This is a genomic window from Pseudomonas sp. LBUM1672, assembly GCF_059695655.1.
Genome location: NZ_CP166781.1, coordinates 5595666 through 5615585 on the forward strand (window position 1 = coordinate 5595666; position 19920 = coordinate 5615585).

15 protein-coding genes are annotated in these 19920 nt (G+C 57.8%); 5 read left to right on the forward strand and 10 right to left on the reverse strand.

What is annotated here, in order from left to right; translation table 11 throughout:
- Positions 1-71: 71 nt before the first annotated feature.
- From ACA053_RS25615 to ACA053_RS25655, 9 genes are all read right to left on the reverse strand, one after another.
- A complete protein-coding gene (locus ACA053_RS25615) occupies positions 72-1229 on the reverse strand; it encodes a D-alanyl-D-alanine carboxypeptidase family protein (RefSeq protein ID WP_497305712.1) in 1158 nt (385 codons plus the stop codon).
- A 180-nt stretch (positions 1230-1409) separates the two neighbouring features.
- The gene (locus tag ACA053_RS25620) at positions 1410-2423 is read right to left on the reverse strand and encodes a septal ring lytic transglycosylase RlpA family protein (RefSeq protein WP_109635134.1); all 1014 of its coding nucleotides are present in this window, start codon (positions 2421-2423) and stop codon (positions 1410-1412) included.
- Positions 2423-3433: a lytic murein transglycosylase B gene (gene mltB / locus ACA053_RS25625; protein ID WP_010467366.1), complete on the reverse strand. Its 1011-nt coding sequence runs from the start codon at positions 3431-3433 to the stop codon at positions 2423-2425. Before mltB ends, ACA053_RS25620 begins: the two co-directional genes overlap by 1 nt.
- A gap of 17 nt (positions 3434-3450) precedes the next feature.
- A complete protein-coding gene (gene rodA / locus ACA053_RS25630; protein ID WP_162556277.1) occupies positions 3451-4554 on the reverse strand; it encodes a rod shape-determining protein RodA in 1104 nt (367 codons plus the stop codon).
- A 31-nt stretch (positions 4555-4585) separates the two neighbouring features.
- Positions 4586-6481: a penicillin-binding protein 2 gene (gene mrdA / locus ACA053_RS25635; protein ID WP_109635136.1), complete on the reverse strand. Its 1896-nt coding sequence runs from the start codon at positions 6479-6481 to the stop codon at positions 4586-4588.
- 10 nt (positions 6482-6491) lie between these two features.
- Positions 6492-6959 carry a 23S rRNA (pseudouridine(1915)-N(3))-methyltransferase RlmH gene (rlmH, locus tag ACA053_RS25640; protein WP_007937439.1) on the reverse strand — a complete coding sequence of 156 codons (468 nt, stop codon included), beginning with the start codon at positions 6957-6959 and terminating at the stop codon, positions 6492-6494.
- Positions 6960-6968: 9 nt separating this feature from the next.
- Positions 6969-7463: a ribosome silencing factor gene (gene rsfS / locus ACA053_RS25645; protein WP_010467363.1), complete on the reverse strand. Its 495-nt coding sequence runs from the start codon at positions 7461-7463 to the stop codon at positions 6969-6971.
- 72 nt (positions 7464-7535) lie between these two features.
- Complete coding sequence (gene nadD, locus ACA053_RS25650) at positions 7536-8258, reverse strand: nicotinate-nucleotide adenylyltransferase (RefSeq protein ID WP_497393982.1); 723 nt, start codon at positions 8256-8258, stop codon at positions 7536-7538.
- Entirely contained in the window at positions 8227-9498 is a 1272-nt protein-coding gene (locus tag ACA053_RS25655) for a glutamate-5-semialdehyde dehydrogenase (RefSeq protein ID WP_497313926.1), read from the reverse strand. Before ACA053_RS25655 ends, nadD begins: the two co-directional genes overlap by 32 nt.
- 189 nt (positions 9499-9687) lie before the next feature.
- Between ACA053_RS25655 and ACA053_RS25660 the strand changes: the two genes are divergently transcribed.
- The 5 genes from ACA053_RS25660 (at position 9688) to ACA053_RS25680 (ending at position 19285) form a co-directional block, all read left to right on the forward strand.
- Positions 9688-10386 carry a DNA-3-methyladenine glycosylase gene (locus ACA053_RS25660; protein WP_109635140.1) on the forward strand — a complete coding sequence of 233 codons (699 nt, stop codon included), beginning with the start codon at positions 9688-9690 and terminating at the stop codon, positions 10384-10386.
- An 83-nt stretch (positions 10387-10469) separates the two neighbouring features.
- Positions 10470-11786, forward strand: coding sequence for a bifunctional DedA family/phosphatase PAP2 family protein (locus ACA053_RS25665; protein ID WP_497393983.1), 1317 nt, complete (start codon positions 10470-10472; stop codon positions 11784-11786).
- Positions 11787-12051: 265 nt separating this feature from the next.
- Positions 12052-15513: a calcium-binding protein gene (locus ACA053_RS25670; protein ID WP_497393985.1), complete on the forward strand. Its 3462-nt coding sequence runs from the start codon at positions 12052-12054 to the stop codon at positions 15511-15513.
- 72 nt (positions 15514-15585) lie between these two features.
- Positions 15586-17409: a hypothetical protein gene (locus tag ACA053_RS25675; protein ID WP_497393986.1), complete on the forward strand. Its 1824-nt coding sequence runs from the start codon at positions 15586-15588 to the stop codon at positions 17407-17409.
- 274 nt (positions 17410-17683) lie between these two features.
- Positions 17684-19285, forward strand: a complete 1602-nt coding sequence (locus tag ACA053_RS25680) for a hypothetical protein (RefSeq protein ID WP_497393987.1) — start codon at positions 17684-17686, stop codon at positions 19283-19285.
- A 38-nt stretch (positions 19286-19323) separates the two neighbouring features.
- Here the strand turns inward: ACA053_RS25680 and ACA053_RS25685 are convergent, their stop codons facing one another.
- Positions 19324-19914, reverse strand: a complete 591-nt coding sequence (locus tag ACA053_RS25685) for an LON peptidase substrate-binding domain-containing protein (RefSeq protein WP_007946676.1) — start codon at positions 19912-19914, stop codon at positions 19324-19326.
- Between the last annotated feature and the right edge of the window lie 6 nt (positions 19915-19920).

Below are 19920 nucleotides of genomic sequence, written 5' to 3' on the forward strand. Positions count from 1 at the left end.
GCCTCGTAAGCCGTGGCAACGGACATGGCCCCGCTCCGGATTGGAACGGGGCCATGCAAGTCCACACTAATTCAGTTGAACAAGCCGTAGAAGAATAGACGGATGCTATCCCACATGCGGCGGAAGATACCACCCTCCTCGACAGCGTCCAGGGCGATCAGGTCAGCGCTGTGCACCACCTTGTCGTCCAGTTTCACTTCGACTTTACCGATCACGTCGCCCTTGGCGATTGGCGCAACCAGTTGCGGATTCATGGTCATGCTCGCGGCGAGCTTTTTCAGCTGGCCTTTTGGCAGGGTCATGGTCAGGTCTTGAGCCAGGCCGGCCTTGACTTGATTGGTGCTGCCTTTCCAGACAGGAGCCTGAGCCAGCTCGGCGCCTTTCTGATAGAAGGTCTGGGTTTCGAAGAAGCGGAAACCGTAGGTCAGCAGCTTCTGGGTTTCGGAAGCACGGGCCACTTCGCTGTTGGTGCCAAACACCACGGCGATCAGGCGCATGCCATCACGTACGGCCGAAGACACCATGCAGTAGCCGGCTTCGTCGGTGTGGCCGGTTTTCAGACCATCGACGGTCTTGTCGCGCCACAGCAGCAGGTTGCGGTTAGGCTGCTTGATGCCGTTCCAGAAGAACTCTTTCTGCGAGTAGATCGCATAGTGAGCCGGGTCTTCGTGGATGATCGCGCGAGCCAGCACGGCCATGTCGTGAGCCGACGAGTAGTGCTCAGGGTTCGGCAGACCGGTCGGGTTCATGAAGTGGCTGTTGGTCATGCCCAGGTCGGCCACGGTTTTGTTCATCATGTCGGCGAATGCGTCTTCGCTGCCGGCGATGTGCTCGGAGAGCGCAACACTGGCGTCGTTACCCGACTGAATGATGATGCCGTGCAGCAGGTCGCTGACAGTAACCTGCGAGCCAACCTTGATGAACATCCGCGAACCGCCGGTACGCCAGGCGTTTTCGCTGACAGTCACCGGATCGTTTTCACCGATCTGGCCACGACGGATTTCCAGGGTCGCGATGTACGCGGTCATCAGCTTGGTCAGGCTGGCCGGCGGCAAACGCTGGTCACCGTTGTTCTCGACCAGCACGTTGCCGCTGCTGGCATCCATGAGCACGTAGGATTTAGCAGCCAGTTGTGGTGGCGACGGCATCATCTCGACCGCGAACGCGGCAGGCGAGAGGAGCAGCGGGACTAGCAGGCACAGGCGTTTGGCAAAGGTGGTGATGTTCATCCGTCTCTCGAAATCGCTAATGGAAACTGCCCGAAGGCAAAACTAATCAGATGACCTTCTAACGGGCCATCGCGTGTTCAGTTGCTCACTCAGAACCCTTGCCGGGCTTTTGTTCTTCAAGAGCCAACAACCAGGTCCACCCCCCAAACCGCAAGTGAACCGTCAATCAAGTACTACGTATTATTCGGCGGTGACCACGCTCGGCGAACCGAGATTGGCCAAGCGCACGCTGTTCTGCACTTGCTGGATTTCACCCGGCGAGCCGATCGGCCCCAGGCGCACCCGATGCAGCGTCTGTTGATTACGCACGATCGAGCTGATGAACACCGGAGCGCTCACCATCCCGCTGAGCTTCGATCTCAGGAGCTCTGCAGCGTCCGGGTTGGCGAACGCGCCCACCTGCAGATACTGGCCAGAGGCTGGTACAGAAGCGTTTTTTTTTGCATCAATCTGCACGGGCACTACGGCCGCCGCGTGTTGCTGCGGCGGTGGCGTCCATTGCTCGACGGTGCCTGCCGAAGCGGTAATCGTCGGCGCGGCATTTTGCGCTACTTGCGGCTCGTTGAGCATCAAAGGCGCCGGACGGCCCTTTTGTGCCCACCACTGTTGCGGATCGATGCCTTCGACCTTGACCCGCGCAGTGCCGGTTTCGGCGTAACCGAGTTTTTTCGCGGCGGCGTATGACAAGTCGATGATGCGGTCCGAATAGAACGGCCCACGATCGTTGACCCGCAGGATCACACTCTTGTGGTTGTCCAGGTTGGTCACCCGAACGTAACTTGGCAGTGGCAAAGTCTTGTGAGCGGCACTCATGCCGTAGAGGTCATACACCTCGCCATTGGCGGTGTTCTGGCCGTGGAATTTGGTCCCGTACCAGGACGCCGTGCCCGAGGCGACATAGGTCTTGGATTCTTGCAGCGGGAAGTACGTCTTGCCCAGCACGGTGTACGGGTTGGCTTTGTAAGGACCCGAGTGCAGGGTCGGCGTGGCATCCGGGATGCGCGATACGTCGACATCCCACCACGGTGCGCCATCTTTGTGCGCACGGTTGATGTCCAGCCCCGGCGTCGAACGCACGGCGGTGGATGAAGATTTCTGAGCCGGCGCGCGGCTGGTCGAGCAACTGGCGACCAGCACCGCCAACGCGGCGAATGCCATCAGCTTCAGGGGTTTATTCATAGGCAATGCCCGCATTACTTGACGCCCCGTGCTTGGACCAGCTGTTCAGACAGTTGATGTACCGCCATGGCGTACATCACGCTGCGGTTATAACGCGTGATTGCGTAAAAATTCTTCAGGCCCATCCAGTATTCAGGGCCGTTGTCACCTTCCAGGCGGAAAGCCGTGACCGGCATATCATCGCGCAGCGCATCATGACTTGACCACCCCAGCGCCCGCAACTCCCCGACCGTTTTAGTCGGCTCGATGCCCGTCGTCAAACCTTCATCCACTTGCTCGCCACGCACATCGGCGCGGCTGACCACCGGTTCGCCGGCGACCCAGCCGTGACGCTTGAAATAACTGGCGACGCTGCCAATGGCATCGTCCGGGTTGGTCCAGATATTGATGTGGCCGTCACCATCGAAGTCCACCGCATAGGCGCGAAAACTGCTCGGCATGAACTGCGGCAAACCCATTGCGCCGGCGTAGGAGCCTTTGAGGGTCAGCGGATCGACCTGCTCTTCACGGGCCAGCAACAGGAACTCACGCAATTCCTTGCGGAAGAATTCGGCACGGGGAGGATAGTCGAAACCCAGGGTGGACAAGGCGTCGATCACCCGGAAATTGCCGGTATTGCGGCCGAAAAATGTCTCAACGCCGATGATCGAGACAATCACCTGCGCCGGCACACCATATTCCTGCTCGGCACGGGCCAGTACCGCCTCGTGCTGACGCCAGAAGTCCACACCCCGGGCGATCCGCGCGTCGGTGATGAACATCGGGCGGTATTCGTTCCATTGCTTGACCCGTTCGGCAGGCTTCGAGATCGCGTCCAGAATCGACTGCTTGCGCTCGGCTTCGCGGAACACGCCCATCAGCTGTTCACCGGCAAAACCGTAGTCGCGGGTCATTTCACCGACGAATTCGGCCACCTGGGGTGAGCCTTCGTAATCGCCGGCCAACGCGTCCTGCGTTGTGCCAAGGATGCTTACCAGGCCGACCCACGGCGCGTATCGAGTCGCCCAGCCACGCATTACTTGCATTGACATCTTCACCTTATTCAAACCTGCGCGATCCACTTACGATGGGTATGGATCGACATCAAAACCCCAAACGCTGACAGCAGCGTTACCAGCGAAGTTCCTCCGTAGCTAATGAACGGCAACGGCACCCCCACGACCGGCAACAGGCCACTGACCATACCGATGTTGACGAAAACGTAAACAAAAAACGTCATGGTCAGGCTGCCCGCAAGCAATTTGCCGAACAATGTCTGGGCCTGGGCGGTTATCACCAGCCCACGACCGATCAATAAAAGGTAGATCAGCAGCAGTGCGCAGATGCCCACCAGGCCGAACTCTTCGCCCATGACCGCAATAATGAAGTCGGTGTGGCTTTCCGGCAGGAAATCCAGGTGCGACTGGGTGCCGAGCAGCCAGCCTTTGCCGAACACGCCGCCGGAACCGATGGCGGCTTTCGACTGAATGATGTTCCAGCCCGTACCGAGCGGATCGCTCTCCGGGTCAAGGAACGTCAGGATTCGCTGCTTCTGGTAGTCGTGCATGATGAAGAACCACATCGCCACCGCCACCGGCACGGCAGCGGCCAGCACGCTCATGATCCAGCGCCAGCGCAAGCCACCCATGAACAAGACGAAAGCGCCACCCGCAAGAATCAGCAGCGAGGTGCCGAGGTCCGGCTGCCGCACGATCAGGATGAAGGGCAAGCCGATCAGGAACAGGCTGACTCCGACGTGCTTGAGCTGAGGCGGCAAAGTACGTTTGGACAAGTACCAGGCGATGGTCGCCGGCATCAGGATCTTCATGAATTCCGAAGGCTGGAAGCGGATCACCCCCGGAATGTTGATCCAGCGCGTGGCACCCATGGCGTTGTGGCCCATGACGTCTACCACCACCAGCAACAGCACGCCGATCACATAACCGACCGGCACCCAGCGCGCCATGAACCGCGGCTCGAACTGGGCGATGACGATCATCGACACCAGACCGATGCCGAATGAAGTGGCTTGCTTGGCCAGCAGATCCCAGCTCTTGCCACTGGCCGAATACAGCACGAACAGGCTGCCGGCGGCGAGGGTCAGCAGCAGGATCAGCAACGGGCCGTCGATGTGCATGCGTTGCAACAGCGTCGCACGGCGACGCATCACATCCTCACTGGAGAGGATGCGATCGAAATTACTCTTCACGGGCCGTAGCCTCCGCACTGATAGGGCTGGCGTATTCGGCCTTCAACCGGCCGTCCTGGTCCAGAAGCCAGGCGTCCATGATCTGACGCACCACGGGCGCGGCGACGCCGGAACCGGACTCGCCATTCTCGACCATCACCGACACCACGATTTGCGGGTTGTCGGCCGGCGCGAAACCGACGAACAAGGCGTGGTCGCGGTGGCGTTCCTGAACCTTGGAGCGGTCGTACTTCTCGCCCTGCTTGATCGCCACCACCTGGGCGGTACCACTTTTACCCGCGATGCGGTATTGCGCACCGATCGCCGCTTTGCGCGCCGTACCCCGGGCACCGTGCATCACCTGCTGCATGCCATGATTGACCTTGGTCCAGTCGGACGGGTCGCGCAGGACGATGTCCGGTATCGGGTTTTCGTCCTTCGGCTTCTCGCCTTCGACGGTCTTGGCCAGGTGCGGACGGTTCCAGACACCTTTGTTGGCGACCAGCGCGGTGGCCTGGGCCAGCTGTAACGGCGTGGACTGCATGTAGCCCTGCCCAATCCCAAGAATCAGTGTCTCTCCCGGGTACCAGGCCTGACGTCGGGTTGCACGCTTCCATTCCCGTGTCGGCATCAGCCCCGGTGACTCTTCGAACATGTCCAGCGAGACCTTCTGGCCGATGCCGAACTTGCTCATGTACGCCGACAAGCGATCGATTCCCAATTTGTGGGCCAGGTCGTAGAAGTAGGTATCGTTGGACCGCATGATCGCCGTGTCCAGGTCCACGTAGCCGTCACCGGTACGGTTCCAGTTACGGTATTTGTGGTCGTAATTGGGCAACTGGTAATAGCCAGGATCGTAGACCCGACTCGACGCAGTCACGACACCAGCATCCAGCCCGGCAATCGCCACCGCCGGCTTGATGGTCGAGCCCGGCGGGTAGAGGCCGCGCAGCACGCGGTTGAACAGTGGCCGGTCGATGGAGTCGCGCAGCTCGGCATAGGCTTTGAAGCCGATGCCGGTGACGAACAGGTTCGGATCGAAACTCGGCGCACTGACCATTGCCAGCACTTCGCCGGTTTTCGGATCGAGCGCTACCACAGCGCCACGGCGACCACCGAGCGCCGCTTCGGCGGCTTCCTGCAATTTGATGTCCAGGCTCAGGACGATGTCCTTGCCGGGAATCGGATCGGTACGCTTGAGCACACGCAATACGCGGCCCCGAGCGTTGGTTTCGACTTCTTCATAACCCACCTGACCGTGCAGCTCGGGCTCGTAGAAACGCTCGATCCCGGTTTTACCGATGTGGTGGGTGCCGCTGTAATTGACCGGATCGAGCGACTTCAGCTCTTTCTCGTTGATCCGCCCCATGTAGCCCACCGAGTGCGCAAAGTGCGGGCCCTGCGGGTAGTGACGTACCAGCTGCGCGACCACTTCCACCCCCGGCAGACGGAACTGATTCACCGCGATGCGGGCGATCTGCTCTTCGGTCAGCTCGAACAGGATCGGCACCGGCTCGAACGGCCGGCGCCCCTGACGCATGCGCTTCTCGAAGATCACCCGGTCTTCGGGTGTCAGTTCCAGCACTTCGACGATCACGTCGAGCACTTGCTGCCAGTCGCCGGACCGTTCGCGGGTCATGCTCAGGCTGAAGCTGGGCCGGTTATCGGCCACCACCACGCCATTGCGGTCGAAGATCAGCCCGCGGGTCGGCGGAATCGGCTGCACATGGACGCGGTTGTTTTCCGACAGGGTCGAGTGGTACTCGTACTGGATCACCTGCAGGAAATACAGCCGCGCGATCAGCACGCAGATCAGCAACACCACCGCAATTGCCCCGAACACGACGCGGCCACGCACCAGACGGGCGTCTTTTTCGTGGTCCTTGATGCGGATCGGCTGGGGCATGAGGGCAGAACTACTTGTGGTAAGGGTGGCCGGACAAGACTGTCCAGGCACGATACAGCTGTTCGCCGATCAGAATCCGCACCAGCGGGTGCGGCAACGTCAACGGCGACAACGACCAGCGCTGATCGGCCCGCGCACACACTTCCGGCGCCAGCCCTTCGGGGCCACCGACCATGAAATTTACCGTGCGCGAGTCAAGCCGCCAGCGATCGAGTTCGACCGCCAACTGCTCGGTGCTCCAGGGCTTGCCGTGGACTTCGAGAGTGACAACACGCTCATTCGGCCCGACCTTGGCCAGCATGGCTTCGCCTTCCTGACGGATGAAGCGCGCCACGTCGGCGTTCTTGCCACGGGTATTGAGCGGTATTTCCACCAGTTCCAGCGCCAGTTCGGACGGAAGACGCTTGGCATATTCATGCCAGCCTTCTTCCACCCACTTGGGCATGCGTGAACCGACGGCGATCAGTCGCAGTCGCACAGCGGTCCCTTATTGCTGGTCTTTGTTGAGCTTGACGAAGTGCTCATGGGTGTTTTCCGGGCTGTGGTGAGCCGCGTTCAGAGCACGGCTCTGTTCCGCACCGGACCACAGACGCTCGAGGTCGTAAAACTGACGAGCCGAAGCCGTCATCATGTGCACGATGACGTCATCCATATCCAGCAGCACCCAGTCGCTGTCGCCCTTGCCTTCTTCACCCAGTGGCTTGACGCCCAGGGCTTTGACGGCTTCGCGGACCTTGTCCAGCATCGCGCCGATCTGGCGGTTGGAGGTACCGGTGGCGATGATCATGTAGTCAGTAATGCTCTGCTTTTCACGAACGTCGATGACCTGGATGTCCTGGCCCTTTACGTCTTCCAGGGCTGCTACGGCAACCTTGACCAGCTCATCACCCTTCAGGGGCTCGGTGGTGAGAACCGGCTCAGGCAGCGGGGCGCTCTTGAACGTGCCTTTGCGCTTTACTTTAGTTACGTCTTTGTTCGTCATATAAAACTCGTTTTGCTCGTATGTTCGGGCGCTTCGGTACACGCGTTCACGTGTTTTGAAGCGCTCCCTTTTTCAGTTCGACGCACGGTAGAGTCCGTGCGCATCGATGTAGGCCAGGACCGCGTCGGGCACCAGGAAACGTACCGACTTACCGCTGGCCAGCAGTTGACGGATCTGGGTGGCGGATACCGCGAGCGGCGTCTGCCAGACGAATGCAATCTGTCCGCTCGGCCCTTTGAGGGCCAGCGGGTCGCTCACCGAGCGTGCCGCCAACAGATTGCGCAAGGCATCCGGCGGTTCGCTGTCGGCATCCGGGCGTTGCAGCACCAGGATGTGGCAATGCTGGAGCAACTCTTCCCAGCGGTGCCAAGTGGGCAGGCCGCAAAATGCGTCCCAGCCCAAAAGTAGAAAAACCTGGTCAGAGGCGGCCAATTCGGCGCGCATCAGTTCCAGGGTGTCGATGGTGTAGGACGGTTTGTCCCGCTGCAATTCGCGGGCGTCCACCACCAACGGCGCCACACCGGCCACCGCGCACTCGACCATCGCCAGACGGTCCTTCGCCGCCACCTGCGGCGTACCGCGATGTGGCGGCCGGGCACTGGGTGTCAGGCGTAACTCGTCGAGCGCCAGCGATTCGGCAACTTCCAGCGCACCGCGCAAATGGCCGATGTGCACCGGGTCGAAAGTCCCGCCCAGTACGCCAATGCGTCGAGGCGCAGGCTCGCTGGCGGTTTGCGGGGCTGCCTTTTTGAGGTCGCCCAAGTCAGACCGACGCCTGGCCGCGCAACTGGCCATCACCGACTACGATGTACTTCTCGCAGGTCAGACCTTCGAGGCCCACCGGGCCGCGGGCGTGCAGCTTATCAGTAGAAATGCCAATCTCGGCACCCAATCCGTATTCAAAGCCATCGGCGAAGCAGGTCGGCGTGTTGATCATTACCGACGACGAATCGACTTCCGCCACAAAACGCCGGGTGTCGGCGAGGTTTTCACTGACGATCGAGTCGGTGTGATGCGAGCCGTACTGATTGATGTGCTCGATCGCCTGGTCCAGCCCGTCAACGACGCGGATCGAGAGAATCGGCGCCAGGTATTCGGTGTTCCAGTCTTCGTCAGTGGCCAAGACAGCCTCGATGATCGCCCGGGTGCGCTCGCAACCGCGCAGCTCGACGCCTTTTTCGCGGAACTGTGCGGCCATCGACGGCAGGAAATCCTTGGCGACGGCTTGATCCACCAGCAGCGTTTCCATCGCGCCACAGATGCCATAACGGTAAGTCTTGGCATTGAAGGCGATGCGCTGGGCTTTCGGCAGATCGGCGTGGGCGCTGACGTAGACGTGGCAGATACCGTCCAGGTGTTTGATCACCGGCACGCGGGCATCGCGGCTGACGCGTTCGATCAAGCCACGGCCGCCACGGGGCACGATGACGTCGACGTATTCGGGCATGGTGATCAGCGCGCCAACGGCGGCACGGTCGGTGGTTTCGACTACTTGCACTACGGCAGCGGGCAATTCTGCCTCGGCCAGGCCACGTTGAATGCAGGCAGCGATGGCGCGATTGGAATTTATCGCCTCGGAACCGCCACGCAGGATGGTTGCATTGCCGGATTTCAGGCAAAGGCTCGCGGCATCGATGGTCACGTTCGGCCGGGATTCGTAGATGATCCCGATCACGCCCAACGGCACGCGCATCTTGCCGACCTGAATGCCCGATGGCCGGAAGCTCATGTCGCGAATCGCGCCGACCGGGTCCGGCAGCGCCGCGACCTGACGCAAGCCGACGATCATGCCGTCGATGCGTTCCGGGGTCAGCGCCAGACGCTCAAGCAATGCTGGTTCGAGACCATTGGCACGACCTGCAGCCAAATCCAGCTCATTGGCCGCCGTCAGCTCGGCGCGTGCAGCGTCCAGCGCATTGGCAGCCGCCTGCAACGCGCGGTTTTTCTGCGCAGTGCTGGCACGGCCAATGACGCGAGAAGCCTCGCGGGCGGCGCGACCCAGGCGGGTCATGTAGTCAAGAACGGACTCAGTCATTGTCTGTGGTGGTCTTTGCTAAGGTCTTGGTAAAGAGTAAAGCGGCAGATTATAGCTGTCGCGTCCCGGGACTAACAGCGGTGACGGGCGGATGGTCGAAATGGAGGGCAATTAGCCGACGTTCAGCCGGGATTAAGCTGCAAATTGTTATCATCACGACTCAATCAGCCTTGATAAACATCGTTCATCATGTCCAACCTGACTGTTCGAGCGTCCGCTGCAGGCCTGCCCACGGGGCTCCCGGACGAGTTTTTCGACCGCGATGCGCAAACCCTGGCCCGGGATTTACTCGGCAAAGTCATCCGTCATCGAGTCGGTGACCTGTGGCTCAGCGCCCGGATTATCGAGACCGAGGCCTATTACTGCGAAGAAAAAGGCAGCCACGCGTCCCTCGGCTACACAGAAAAGCGTAAGGCTTTGTTTCTGGATGGCGGGCACATCTATATGTATTACGCCCGCGGTGGTGATTCCCTGAACTTCAGCGCCCAGGGGCCGGGCAACGCGGTACTGATCAAATCTGCCTATCCATGGGTCGACGAGTTGAGCGGGCCGGCGAGCCTGGCGCAGATGCTGCTGAACAACCCCGACGCCCAAGGCCGCCCTCGCCCGTCGCAAAAGCTTTGCGCCGGGCAGACGTTGCTTTGCAAGTCGCTGGGTTTGAAGGTGCCGGCCTGGGATGCCAAGCGTTTTGACCATGAAGTGTTGCTGGTCGAAGACGTCGGCCCGGCGCCTGTTCACATCATTCAAACCACCAGACTGGGCATCCCCCATGGGCGTGATGAGCATTTGATGTACCGCTTCGTCGACGCGGCTTACGCGCCGTATTGCACGCGGAACCCGATGCGAAGGGGGCAGGTCGAAGGTCGCGATTATTTTTTGCTGTCCTGAATAATGCCTCCCACATGGGTTGTAGTGTTTTGAAGATTGCGTTCGTCCCATGGGACCAATGAACATCAGAGGGAGTTGTTTTTATGGGCCCATGGCTCGATAGCGTGACCGGTTGGCTGGCGGCTAACCCGCAATGGCTGGCCGCTGCGGTGTTCATCGTGGCATTCGTGGAATGCCTGGCAATTGCCGGGCTGATCGTGCCCGGCACGGTGTTGCTGTTCGCCGTGGCGGTGCTGGCCGGCAGCGGCGCGTTGTCCTTGAGCGAAACGCTGTTGCTGGGGTTCGTCGCCGGCGTGCTGGGCGATATCGTTTCGTACTTCATCGGTCGACATTTCCACCAGAACATCCGGCGTCTGCCTGGGCTGCGCCACCATCCGGAATGGATCGCCGGCGCCGAGGCGTATTTCCAGCGCTACGGCATCGCAAGCCTGCTGGTCGGCCGCTTTATCGGCCCGCTACGGCCGATGCTGCCGATGGTCGCCGGGATGTTCGACATGCCGTTCCCGCGCTTCGCCGCTGTCAGCTTGTTGGCCGCCGCAGGCTGGAGCGTTGCGTACCTGCTGCCCGGATGGGCCACGGGCGCGGCGATTCGCTTGCCATTACCCGAAGGTTTCTGGCCTGAAGCAGGGATCGTCGCCGGCAGCATTGCGCTAATGATCGGCTTGAGCGTGACCAGCAGCCTGCGCCGCCATCGCCACGCCACCGCCTATATAGCGAGCCTCGGCTTGTTGATTCTGGCGGGGCTGTTTATCGGCTACCCGCACCTGACCGCGCTCGATCAAGGCGTGATGACCCTGGTGCAGGAACACCGCAGCCCGATGCTCGATGAAGTGGCCGTCACCTTCACGCTGATCGGCGAATTCCGCAACATGCTGGTGTTCAGCGCCCTGCTGACTGGCTTGCTGCTGCTCACCCGGCAGTGGCGCCAGGCGATTTTCGCCGGCGGCACCCTGCTCTTCACCGCGCTCGGCAACACGTTCACCAAACAATTTTTCGCCCGTGTGCGCCCGGAAGTATTGAGCGATCCGCTGACCAGCTACAGCATGCCCAGCGGCCACGCGTCGGGCGCCTTCGCCTTGTTCCTGACCCTCGCCGTGCTGGCCGGTCGCGGCCAACCGCCGCGCATGCGCCTGACCTGGTTGCTGCTGGGCTGCCTGCCGGCGCTGGCGATTGCCTTGTCGCGGGTGTATCTGGGCGCGCATTGGCCGACGGATGTACTGGCCGGCGCGATGCTGGCGGCTTGCGTCTGTGCGGCGAGTTTGTGGCTGAGCCAACGTCAGACGCCGCTCAACGCCATGCCGCCCAAGATCTGGTGGCTGGTGTTGCCGGCGCTGGTGGCGCTGTTCGGTTTCTTTGCGTTGAGGCATTTGCCGCATGCGATGTTGCGGTACGCCTACTAAGTGCAGCTACAAAAAACCCGGGCGCAATGCTCGGGTTTTATTGGACGTGACCAGCGTTTAACCTCCTAGACCTTGTCGCGCTCACTGCCATTTACTAGTCCATCAATCGTTATCAGTTATTTCTTAAACAGCTCCCCACATCTGTCAAAAACAACAAACATCCAGAAAAACAAATACCATCGAAATAGACATAACGTCATGCAATATTCACTACCACTCACGGAGCACTCATCAATTATAAATAACCTATGAAAGATAAAAACTCATGCCCCTACCCGCCACGCTGACAAATAGAAACAACGCTATAAATATCACAGATATTTTACCGTCCCCCTCCGTTACACCACTCGTTGAATCCCACCCTATCAAGCAAACTTCAGAAAACAAATCCTCCGCACTAAAACCCAGCCTTCAAGATCTCGACGCATTATTTGGTTTTCTGCACTTCGGGGAGTTTTCGGTCAGTCGCGTAGAACTTCATACAATGGGCGCCATGATCAATGGTGAATTTATCACCAGCACCAACACTTACTTCGCAATGCCTGATCAGGTATTCATCGATTCACTGGAGTTTGATCCTGCCAAGGTCGAACAACGTATCAAAGCCGTGGAAGCACACCAGAGCCATATCCCCGTCACTCTGCTTTTTGAAATCGCCACACAACGCTCAACCACCGCTCCTCCCTTGTTAAAAGAGTCAGATGCCTCGACGGTGCCCGCTGAGAAAATCGGCAACCTGTTGAAATCAACCCAGCGCCTCGACATCCACAAAAACCCCTTGCCCGATCAATTGCCTGCCTGGATTGACAGGACCAAGAGTTATGGCATGAGCTCCATGGGCGCCGGACTTCAGGCATACGGTCTCTACAGCGCGATTATCGGCACAGCTGAAGCGATCAAGAAAGGCCATTGGGACGAAGCGGCGATCAATGTCGGGGGAGGCACAGCAGAGATCGGCTCGCTGATTATCGAACGCGGTCTGGCGAAGACTGGCGAGGCCATGATTCGCAGCGGAGCAAAAACGTTTGAACATTTCGGCAGAACAACCGTTGGACAAGTACTGAGCAAAGGTGCCGGCCTGATGGCCAGTGTCCTGACGCTGCCCTTCGATCTCTACACAGCGATCAAATCGTTCAACGATGCCGCCGACGCCAAGGGAAAAGAAGCGCAAGACCATTACTTCAATGCCGCCCTCAGCCTGACCAGTGCAGGTCTTTCCACAATACTTGGGTGCGCCGCGCTACTCGGCTTCAAAGCCGCCGGCCCTGTGGGTATCGCTGCCGCCGCAATATTGATTGTCGGCGCCAGAATTTATGGTGCCGCACGGACTGTTGACGACATCGACGATTACATCGAGCTGAGCATGCATGAACGCTGGCGGGCAGGTTGGTTTGCCTTTACCGGTCAGAATCAGGACCAAGAGGTCCTGGACCGTTTTGCCGTCGCCAAAACCTACAGCGATTATGCCAAGGCGCTCGATAGCACCGGCACCGGCTGGCTCAAAAATGAACTGAAGGACAGTGTCGAAGCGGTGGTGAACGGGCGATTTGAAGTGCAGTTACAACCCACCCGACACCATAAGTTTCAATGGGATGAAGCCAGCGGCGAACCCTCCTTTGTAACGGTCAACGTCCCCGTGATCAAAGAGACCGATGACGTCTACGACGCCACAGACGGTCTTCCGACAGGTATTCCCAATGCCCTTGTCGGTGAAACAGGTCCTTCCAAAGGGGTCCTCTGGCAACTGGGCGGCGGCAACGACAGCATCATTGGCGTTCGCAGCAAACCGAACTACTTCAACTATTCCTCCGGAACTAAAACGCTGAACGGAGGCGACAAGAACGATTCTTTCCTTTTCCAGTCCGCCGCTCAAAGCCTCAAGAAAGCGCCTTCAACCGGACAGGTCAATACATTACGAGGCGGAGCCGGCACAGACACGTTATCGCTTCAGGGTAAGCATGTTCCGGTTCGCCATGGGCCGGATGACACGATGTATGTTGGGTACGACATCAATCTGATGAGTGGAAAGCTCGGGTTACGTTCACCGGATAACGCCACCGCTCCAGTCCTGCACTCAAACATCCACTCCATCGAAAAGGTCGAAACCCTGGCCGGTGCGCATAACCTTGTGACGGGTTCCGACGAGGCTGACTACATCATTGCGAACGGCCACGACCGCATCAATGCTGGCGCGGGAAATGATCAGATCGTCGTCCGAGGCAACGACTGCAGCGTCAATGGGGGTAGCGGTGCGGATACCTACTACCTCAATGGCATGACGCATTCGGTATCCATTGCAGAAGATGGCGAAGATCTTAGCGTCATTCACCTTGGTGTAACGCTTGAGTTCGTGCAGGACTGGCGCATCCGCGATAACGCATTGGTCATTTCATCCCTGCAAAACGCGGAGTCTTTCCAGCCGGAAAGGCAACTGGTCATTAATGACGTGTATGAAACGCAGACGGATAAACGCTCGTTGCGAAACCCCATGCTTTTATTTGTCACTGAGGACGGGTACCAACTAAAGGCCGATCTGCCCGCCCTGATAAACGGCCTGACCGAGCAGAGCGTCAACGTCATTGTGGTGGTGATGGGAACACCAAAAACACCGCCCTTCATTGTCAACAGCCGTGTTCAGCGAGTGCCTAACCCCAGCCTTTCGTCCTACTTTGTGGCCCGCGAGACTTATAGAACCGTCTTTTTTGTCGACAAGCCAGAAAGCCTTACGCCCAGTGTTTTATACATAGACTTTGACAGTGACGAAATCACAGCGATCGACGCCATTTACACAGTGACCTCCACACCTCGAAACAGCTTTAACTACCTGAATTATTCAAACACCCATTTCCAGATTTCGTTCAAGAGCGGTAGCTCCCTACTGATTCACGGCAGTGTGGAAGAGGATCCCGGAAAAAAAACCGATAGGGGCGCCGGCATCATGTCCTCGGGCTGGAAGACCGTCCACCCGTTCACCCTGGTAATGCGTAACGGTAAATCCTACTGGTTGGACTTCCCTAAAAACGCCTACCTTGATGACAGCAAATACCCTGGGTACAGAGTCATCGACAGCGCCGCCTCATTGCGTGAAAAACCCGGAAAATACGTATTCGCTAAACCGACTTGCGATAGACGTCTTTTGAAAGCGGCTCCGCAGCGTGTCGATTTCGATTCAGCGTCACACAGCTCCGTTTATTCGCTGGAAGGGCAAGCCTCATCCTATGACATCTACCCGACCGGCAATACATCCCTTCGGCTGTCGACTCCCGGTGCCGCGGCCAAAACCTCCAGCGCCTCGACCTGGAACATTTACACGCTTCGTCTGGCAGAGAACATCACTCTGCAAGGGATAAACATCAAAAACTATTTCCTGAAAATTGGAAGTGTCCATATTCAACTGCCAAATACCGAAGTGTCTGACATACCGCTGGAAACGATCAACGTTATTGTTTCATCAGGAAGCCGCTATCGCATCGACCCTTTGTTCGAAGTTGCCGTCTTGCACGCCATCAATGCGAATAGTTACCCAAGCATTGCCGCCATCGCATTGGACATCATTAAACACAAACAAAATGACGGCCTTGTCGCCGAACTGATAAGCATTGAAAACCTTCGAACGAACGACACCACGCAAGGAAACATTTATTACGACACAGAAATTGACAACTGGACTATCGACACGGACTGGTCACGTAGCTTCAAAATCGAAAACCTGGAGATTGTGAAATAACCTCGCCCGCCTCAACCCTTCATTCCACATTTATTCAGTCACCCCAATTATTAAACATTGAGGAGCGCCAACATGCGTCCAAAACCGCCACATCGATTAAAACCGGACGGAGTCAACTTATCACCTGACGCGCTGGAACCACCCCGATTGCCCGGAAACGAAACGCTCACGAGGCAACATTCAAACATCGTCGACCCGCATGATTTTCATCCTCAAGGTCGGCAGCCATTCCTGCCAGATGAAAGACAGATCAGCGGAGCAACCAGTGTCGAAGGCGTATCGGTGCCCGAGTCGGGGGTGGAGATCTCGGATACGCCAGGGTCGGGCCCCGGTGAACTGGCGGTCCAGTACGGCCTGGAGACTTACTTGCTGCGACCCGCCCTGCTAAGCGGCATGCAACCACCCGATGGCCAGGGGTTCCGGTGGATGAAAGGGCGCAAGTTTGTTGATATCGAAAATAAGGGAACCGCGTATGTGGAATTCGACATCGTCACCGGAACCTACCGTGCGACTGATCTCTACCGGAAGCTCCCTTCCGGCCCCGCCCTGTACAAAAATGAGGGAGCACTGACCTGGCGTCAAAAAGAAGCGATCACCGAAGGCAGTCCTGATCAATCTGCCCGACATCAACATCCAATTGTCGAGGCGCAACCCGGACACAGCAGGAGTCGCTCAGACTCTCTGGAGCAGGAATCACTCGCCTCCCAACCCAGTGCAAAAAAAACAGAGACTGACTTGACCGCTCAGTCGAACACACCTGATACCGTCGACTCTGTCGATGCTGGAAGGCTGTTAATCGATGGGCCATTGAAATGGCTATACCCGAGCAAGACGAGCAGCGAACGCTACGAGTTACTTGAATCGTACAACTTAACCAGCGGCCAACTTACACGTTTGCTTCGAGACATGAACGAAACTCGCACTTTTCCTGCGTGGGCGGAAACTCATAAGCACTTATCTTCACAAGCGGACAACTCTCAAAGATTCGACCTCATTGCTGCCGAGGTTGCTCTGGTCATCCCCCAACTAAGACGTCAGCCGCAAGACGATTATTCTCCACACGACTTATATTGCTCCAGCGAGTTTCTCGACCATTTTTCCGCGTCGATCGGTTATCAGCGCAACCAACACGGTCTTTTATACCGTACCGATATTCCCGCCATGTTCAGGGGGGATGATCGAACGCCGTTCGAACTGGCAAGGGATCGGCGAATGATCGCGCGCGAAGGGCATCCTCAAACGGTCACACAACGAGCGCAAAGCGCTACTTTTCTCCTGTCAGATGCGAAGGATTATGCAAGCAACCTGGGTGGGCACGCGAAAAACGACAAGTTGCGATACAACGCACAGGCCAATCTATTTCCTGGAGTGCGAAAGTATCCAAAAGGCAGATTTGATGATGATTCTGACGAGGACTACCGTAACGAGTCGTCGAATTCGGATTCCGACAGCTCATTTACGCTTGATAAGTCGCGAGACTATGAGCCCATCAGATACAGGCAACATGTTGGTTTTATCTACATGATCGACACCCGTGGTATTGAGGTGGTGCCGGGGCGAGAAAACCTCTATCTCAATGATGATGGCTCGAGCAGCTTCCAGCCCGACGCGCTGGAAGGCGTTATCTCAATATCGAAAAGGGGATTGAGTTCCGACCGGGTATGGTTAGTCAATTCAGATCTGACTCGTGCCGCCCCCGTCAATGAGGTTTACGAGCAGGCAGGTAACAACGCTGACGCCATAGAACATGAAACCTGGATCGGTACCTTTAACCGGGATCGTTATGATCAGTTGGTTGATCAAGTCGTCGACAAAGGCTGGGGGATCACATTTCCGGAAAACCAGGCGATCTCTTCCGACGATATTGTTTGGCCGACCATAGAACCCAGGTCGTAAGTCATTTGCTACATAAGCCCCATAAACTTTCTTTGCTTAAACGGATTTGAGCACCTCTACCATGCCTGTAAAACCCCCTACGAAGCTTCCTGCAGTAGACATCTCAACAATCAACGTCAATCCGCCGCCAATACGGCCCGACAGAGACGCCCTGGTTCCACCACCGGCAATGCCAGGCAGCTCCGTTTTTCATCATGGACAATCGCCAAGTCCGGCGAGGCCTGAACACGGGACGGGCGCCACCGTTGCAATAACCTTCGATAGAGGGGGTCGCGTGCCTGCGAAACTGGACATTACGGAAATCTCCGTAAGACAACCGTTACAACCCTTGGCAGACTCGAGTCTGACACCCTATCTATTGCGCCCCGCCATGCTGCGAACTATGCCGCTGCCCGACGAACTCGGGTTTCGGACAATCGTCGCACGCAAATTTGTGGACGTTAAAAACGAAGGAACCGTCTATGTGGAATTCGATGACGCCACCGGGGCTTATCGAGCGACAGACCTTTACAAAAAGCAGCGGCAAGGACCTGCGCTTTACAAAAACGACGGGGAAGCCACCTGGAGTCAGCGGCCTCGGGCGAGAGAAACAGTCACTCTGAAACGTTCCCGGCCCGATGAGTCAGTGCTTGAAACAACCCTCCCCGACAAACATCCAAGAGTCCAGTCTCCAGGTGCGCCACGGAGCATTGAGGATGCGCCTGCAAGCCCCCGCCCGGGCAATACGCAATGGGGTCAGAACCCACGGGCTGAGTTGATCGATGGTCCACTTCAGTCGCTCTATCCAGACAAAACAGCCAACGAGCTTGAAACACTTCTAAGGTCTTACAATTTATCCCCGGGACAGCAAACACGCCTGCACAGGAACATGGTGGAAAATCTCAAGATTCCCGAATGGGCTGAACAGCATAAGCAGGTGAGCAGGGATACCGGTAATCCTCATCGACACGACCTGCTGTACAGCGAGATAGAGCCAAACCTGATTCACCTGAGGAACGGAACCGCAACTACTGGCCTGTATGACCTTCATCTCAGTTTGACCAAAGAGTTTCTCGATAGCTTTCTGCTAAAGGCTGGCTACTTGCGAAACAGAAACAACTGCCTGTACCGGACCGATATCCCGGCTGTATTCAGGGGGGATGAACGCACACCGTTTGAACTGGCAAATGATGGCTGGATGCTGCCCCGCTACAACCATAAACCCTATGCAACCACCCAAAAAGCCATGAGCGTCACAGTGAGTTTGAAGGCGGCAAAAATGTATGGCGGGGACGAGCCGGACCCGGAATATCTGCTTTACAACAGTCAAACCAATAAATACCCGGGCAAGCAACCCGATGACGCCAGCGACGACTCCGATGCCTCCACGACCTCTCAGACCGCCAGCAGCGGATCAGAGTCGGACAGTTCGCTGCAACTCGACCTGGAGCGCAACTACGAAACGACCAGGCACAACCAGAAAATTCAGTTTGTTTATGCCATCGACAGCCGAAACATGGAAATCGTACTGGGCGAAGAAAACCATGCGTTCAACCGCGCAGCAAACGGCCCGAACTGGTTCCCCGAGGATGATCTGGAAGCACTGCTTTCAGTCTCGAGACGAGGCATCAGCGCCGATCGGATCTGGGTTTTTGATTCCGCCCACCAAAAAGCGGTGCGCGTCAAAGATCTCCGGGATCACGCCGATGACGCCGATGACTCCTACGCCCGAAGAGTAGAAGAACGAACACACTCCGGCGCCAGCAACACAGATGAGTATGACCTTCTGATTGCTGAGGTTGCAGCGGCTGGCAAACCGGTCCTTTTGCTCAGTGGCGACAAGGAGTGGTTTGCCAACGATATCGTCTGGCCTTCACTGTCGGAAAATCAAAGCTAACGCGGCGTTCGACTTACCCTGCAATCAATACCCCGAAATCAGGCAAACAACTCACCCTGCAACTCATCCAGCAGCGCCTGAATCGCATCCAGTCGCTGTTGGGGATCATCGAGTTGCAGCAGGTCGATCTTGTCCACTTCAGCGAACGGCAGCAGATACGCCAGTTGATTGGCCAGCGACTGTTGCCCGGTCGCTTCGGTGCCCATGTTCAGCGCCTCGACCATCGGGTGTTCGGCCAATGCCTTGAGGAGTGCGACCAGGTCGGCGTCCTCGTCCTGCAGCGGCTGCTCAGGCTCGTCCTCCAGCCACTCGACGTCAGCGACGGTCAACTGATCGCGCTGCACCTCGGTGCGCAAGACATGAAAGCGCCGCCCGCCCTGCACGCGAATGCCCAGCAGGCCGTTGTCCTGTTGCTTGAAATCGGTGATCAGCGCCTCACACCCCACCAGCGCATAGCCGGCCGGAGCGATGCCGACTTCTTCGCCGTCGAGAATGCACACCACGCCGAAGCCGCCGCCCTGCTTCATGCAGCGGCCGATCATGTCCAGGTAGCGCGCCTCGAAGATCTGCAAGTCGAGGATGCAACCAGGGAACAGCACCGTGTTCAACGGGAAAAGCGGCAAGCTCATAGACAT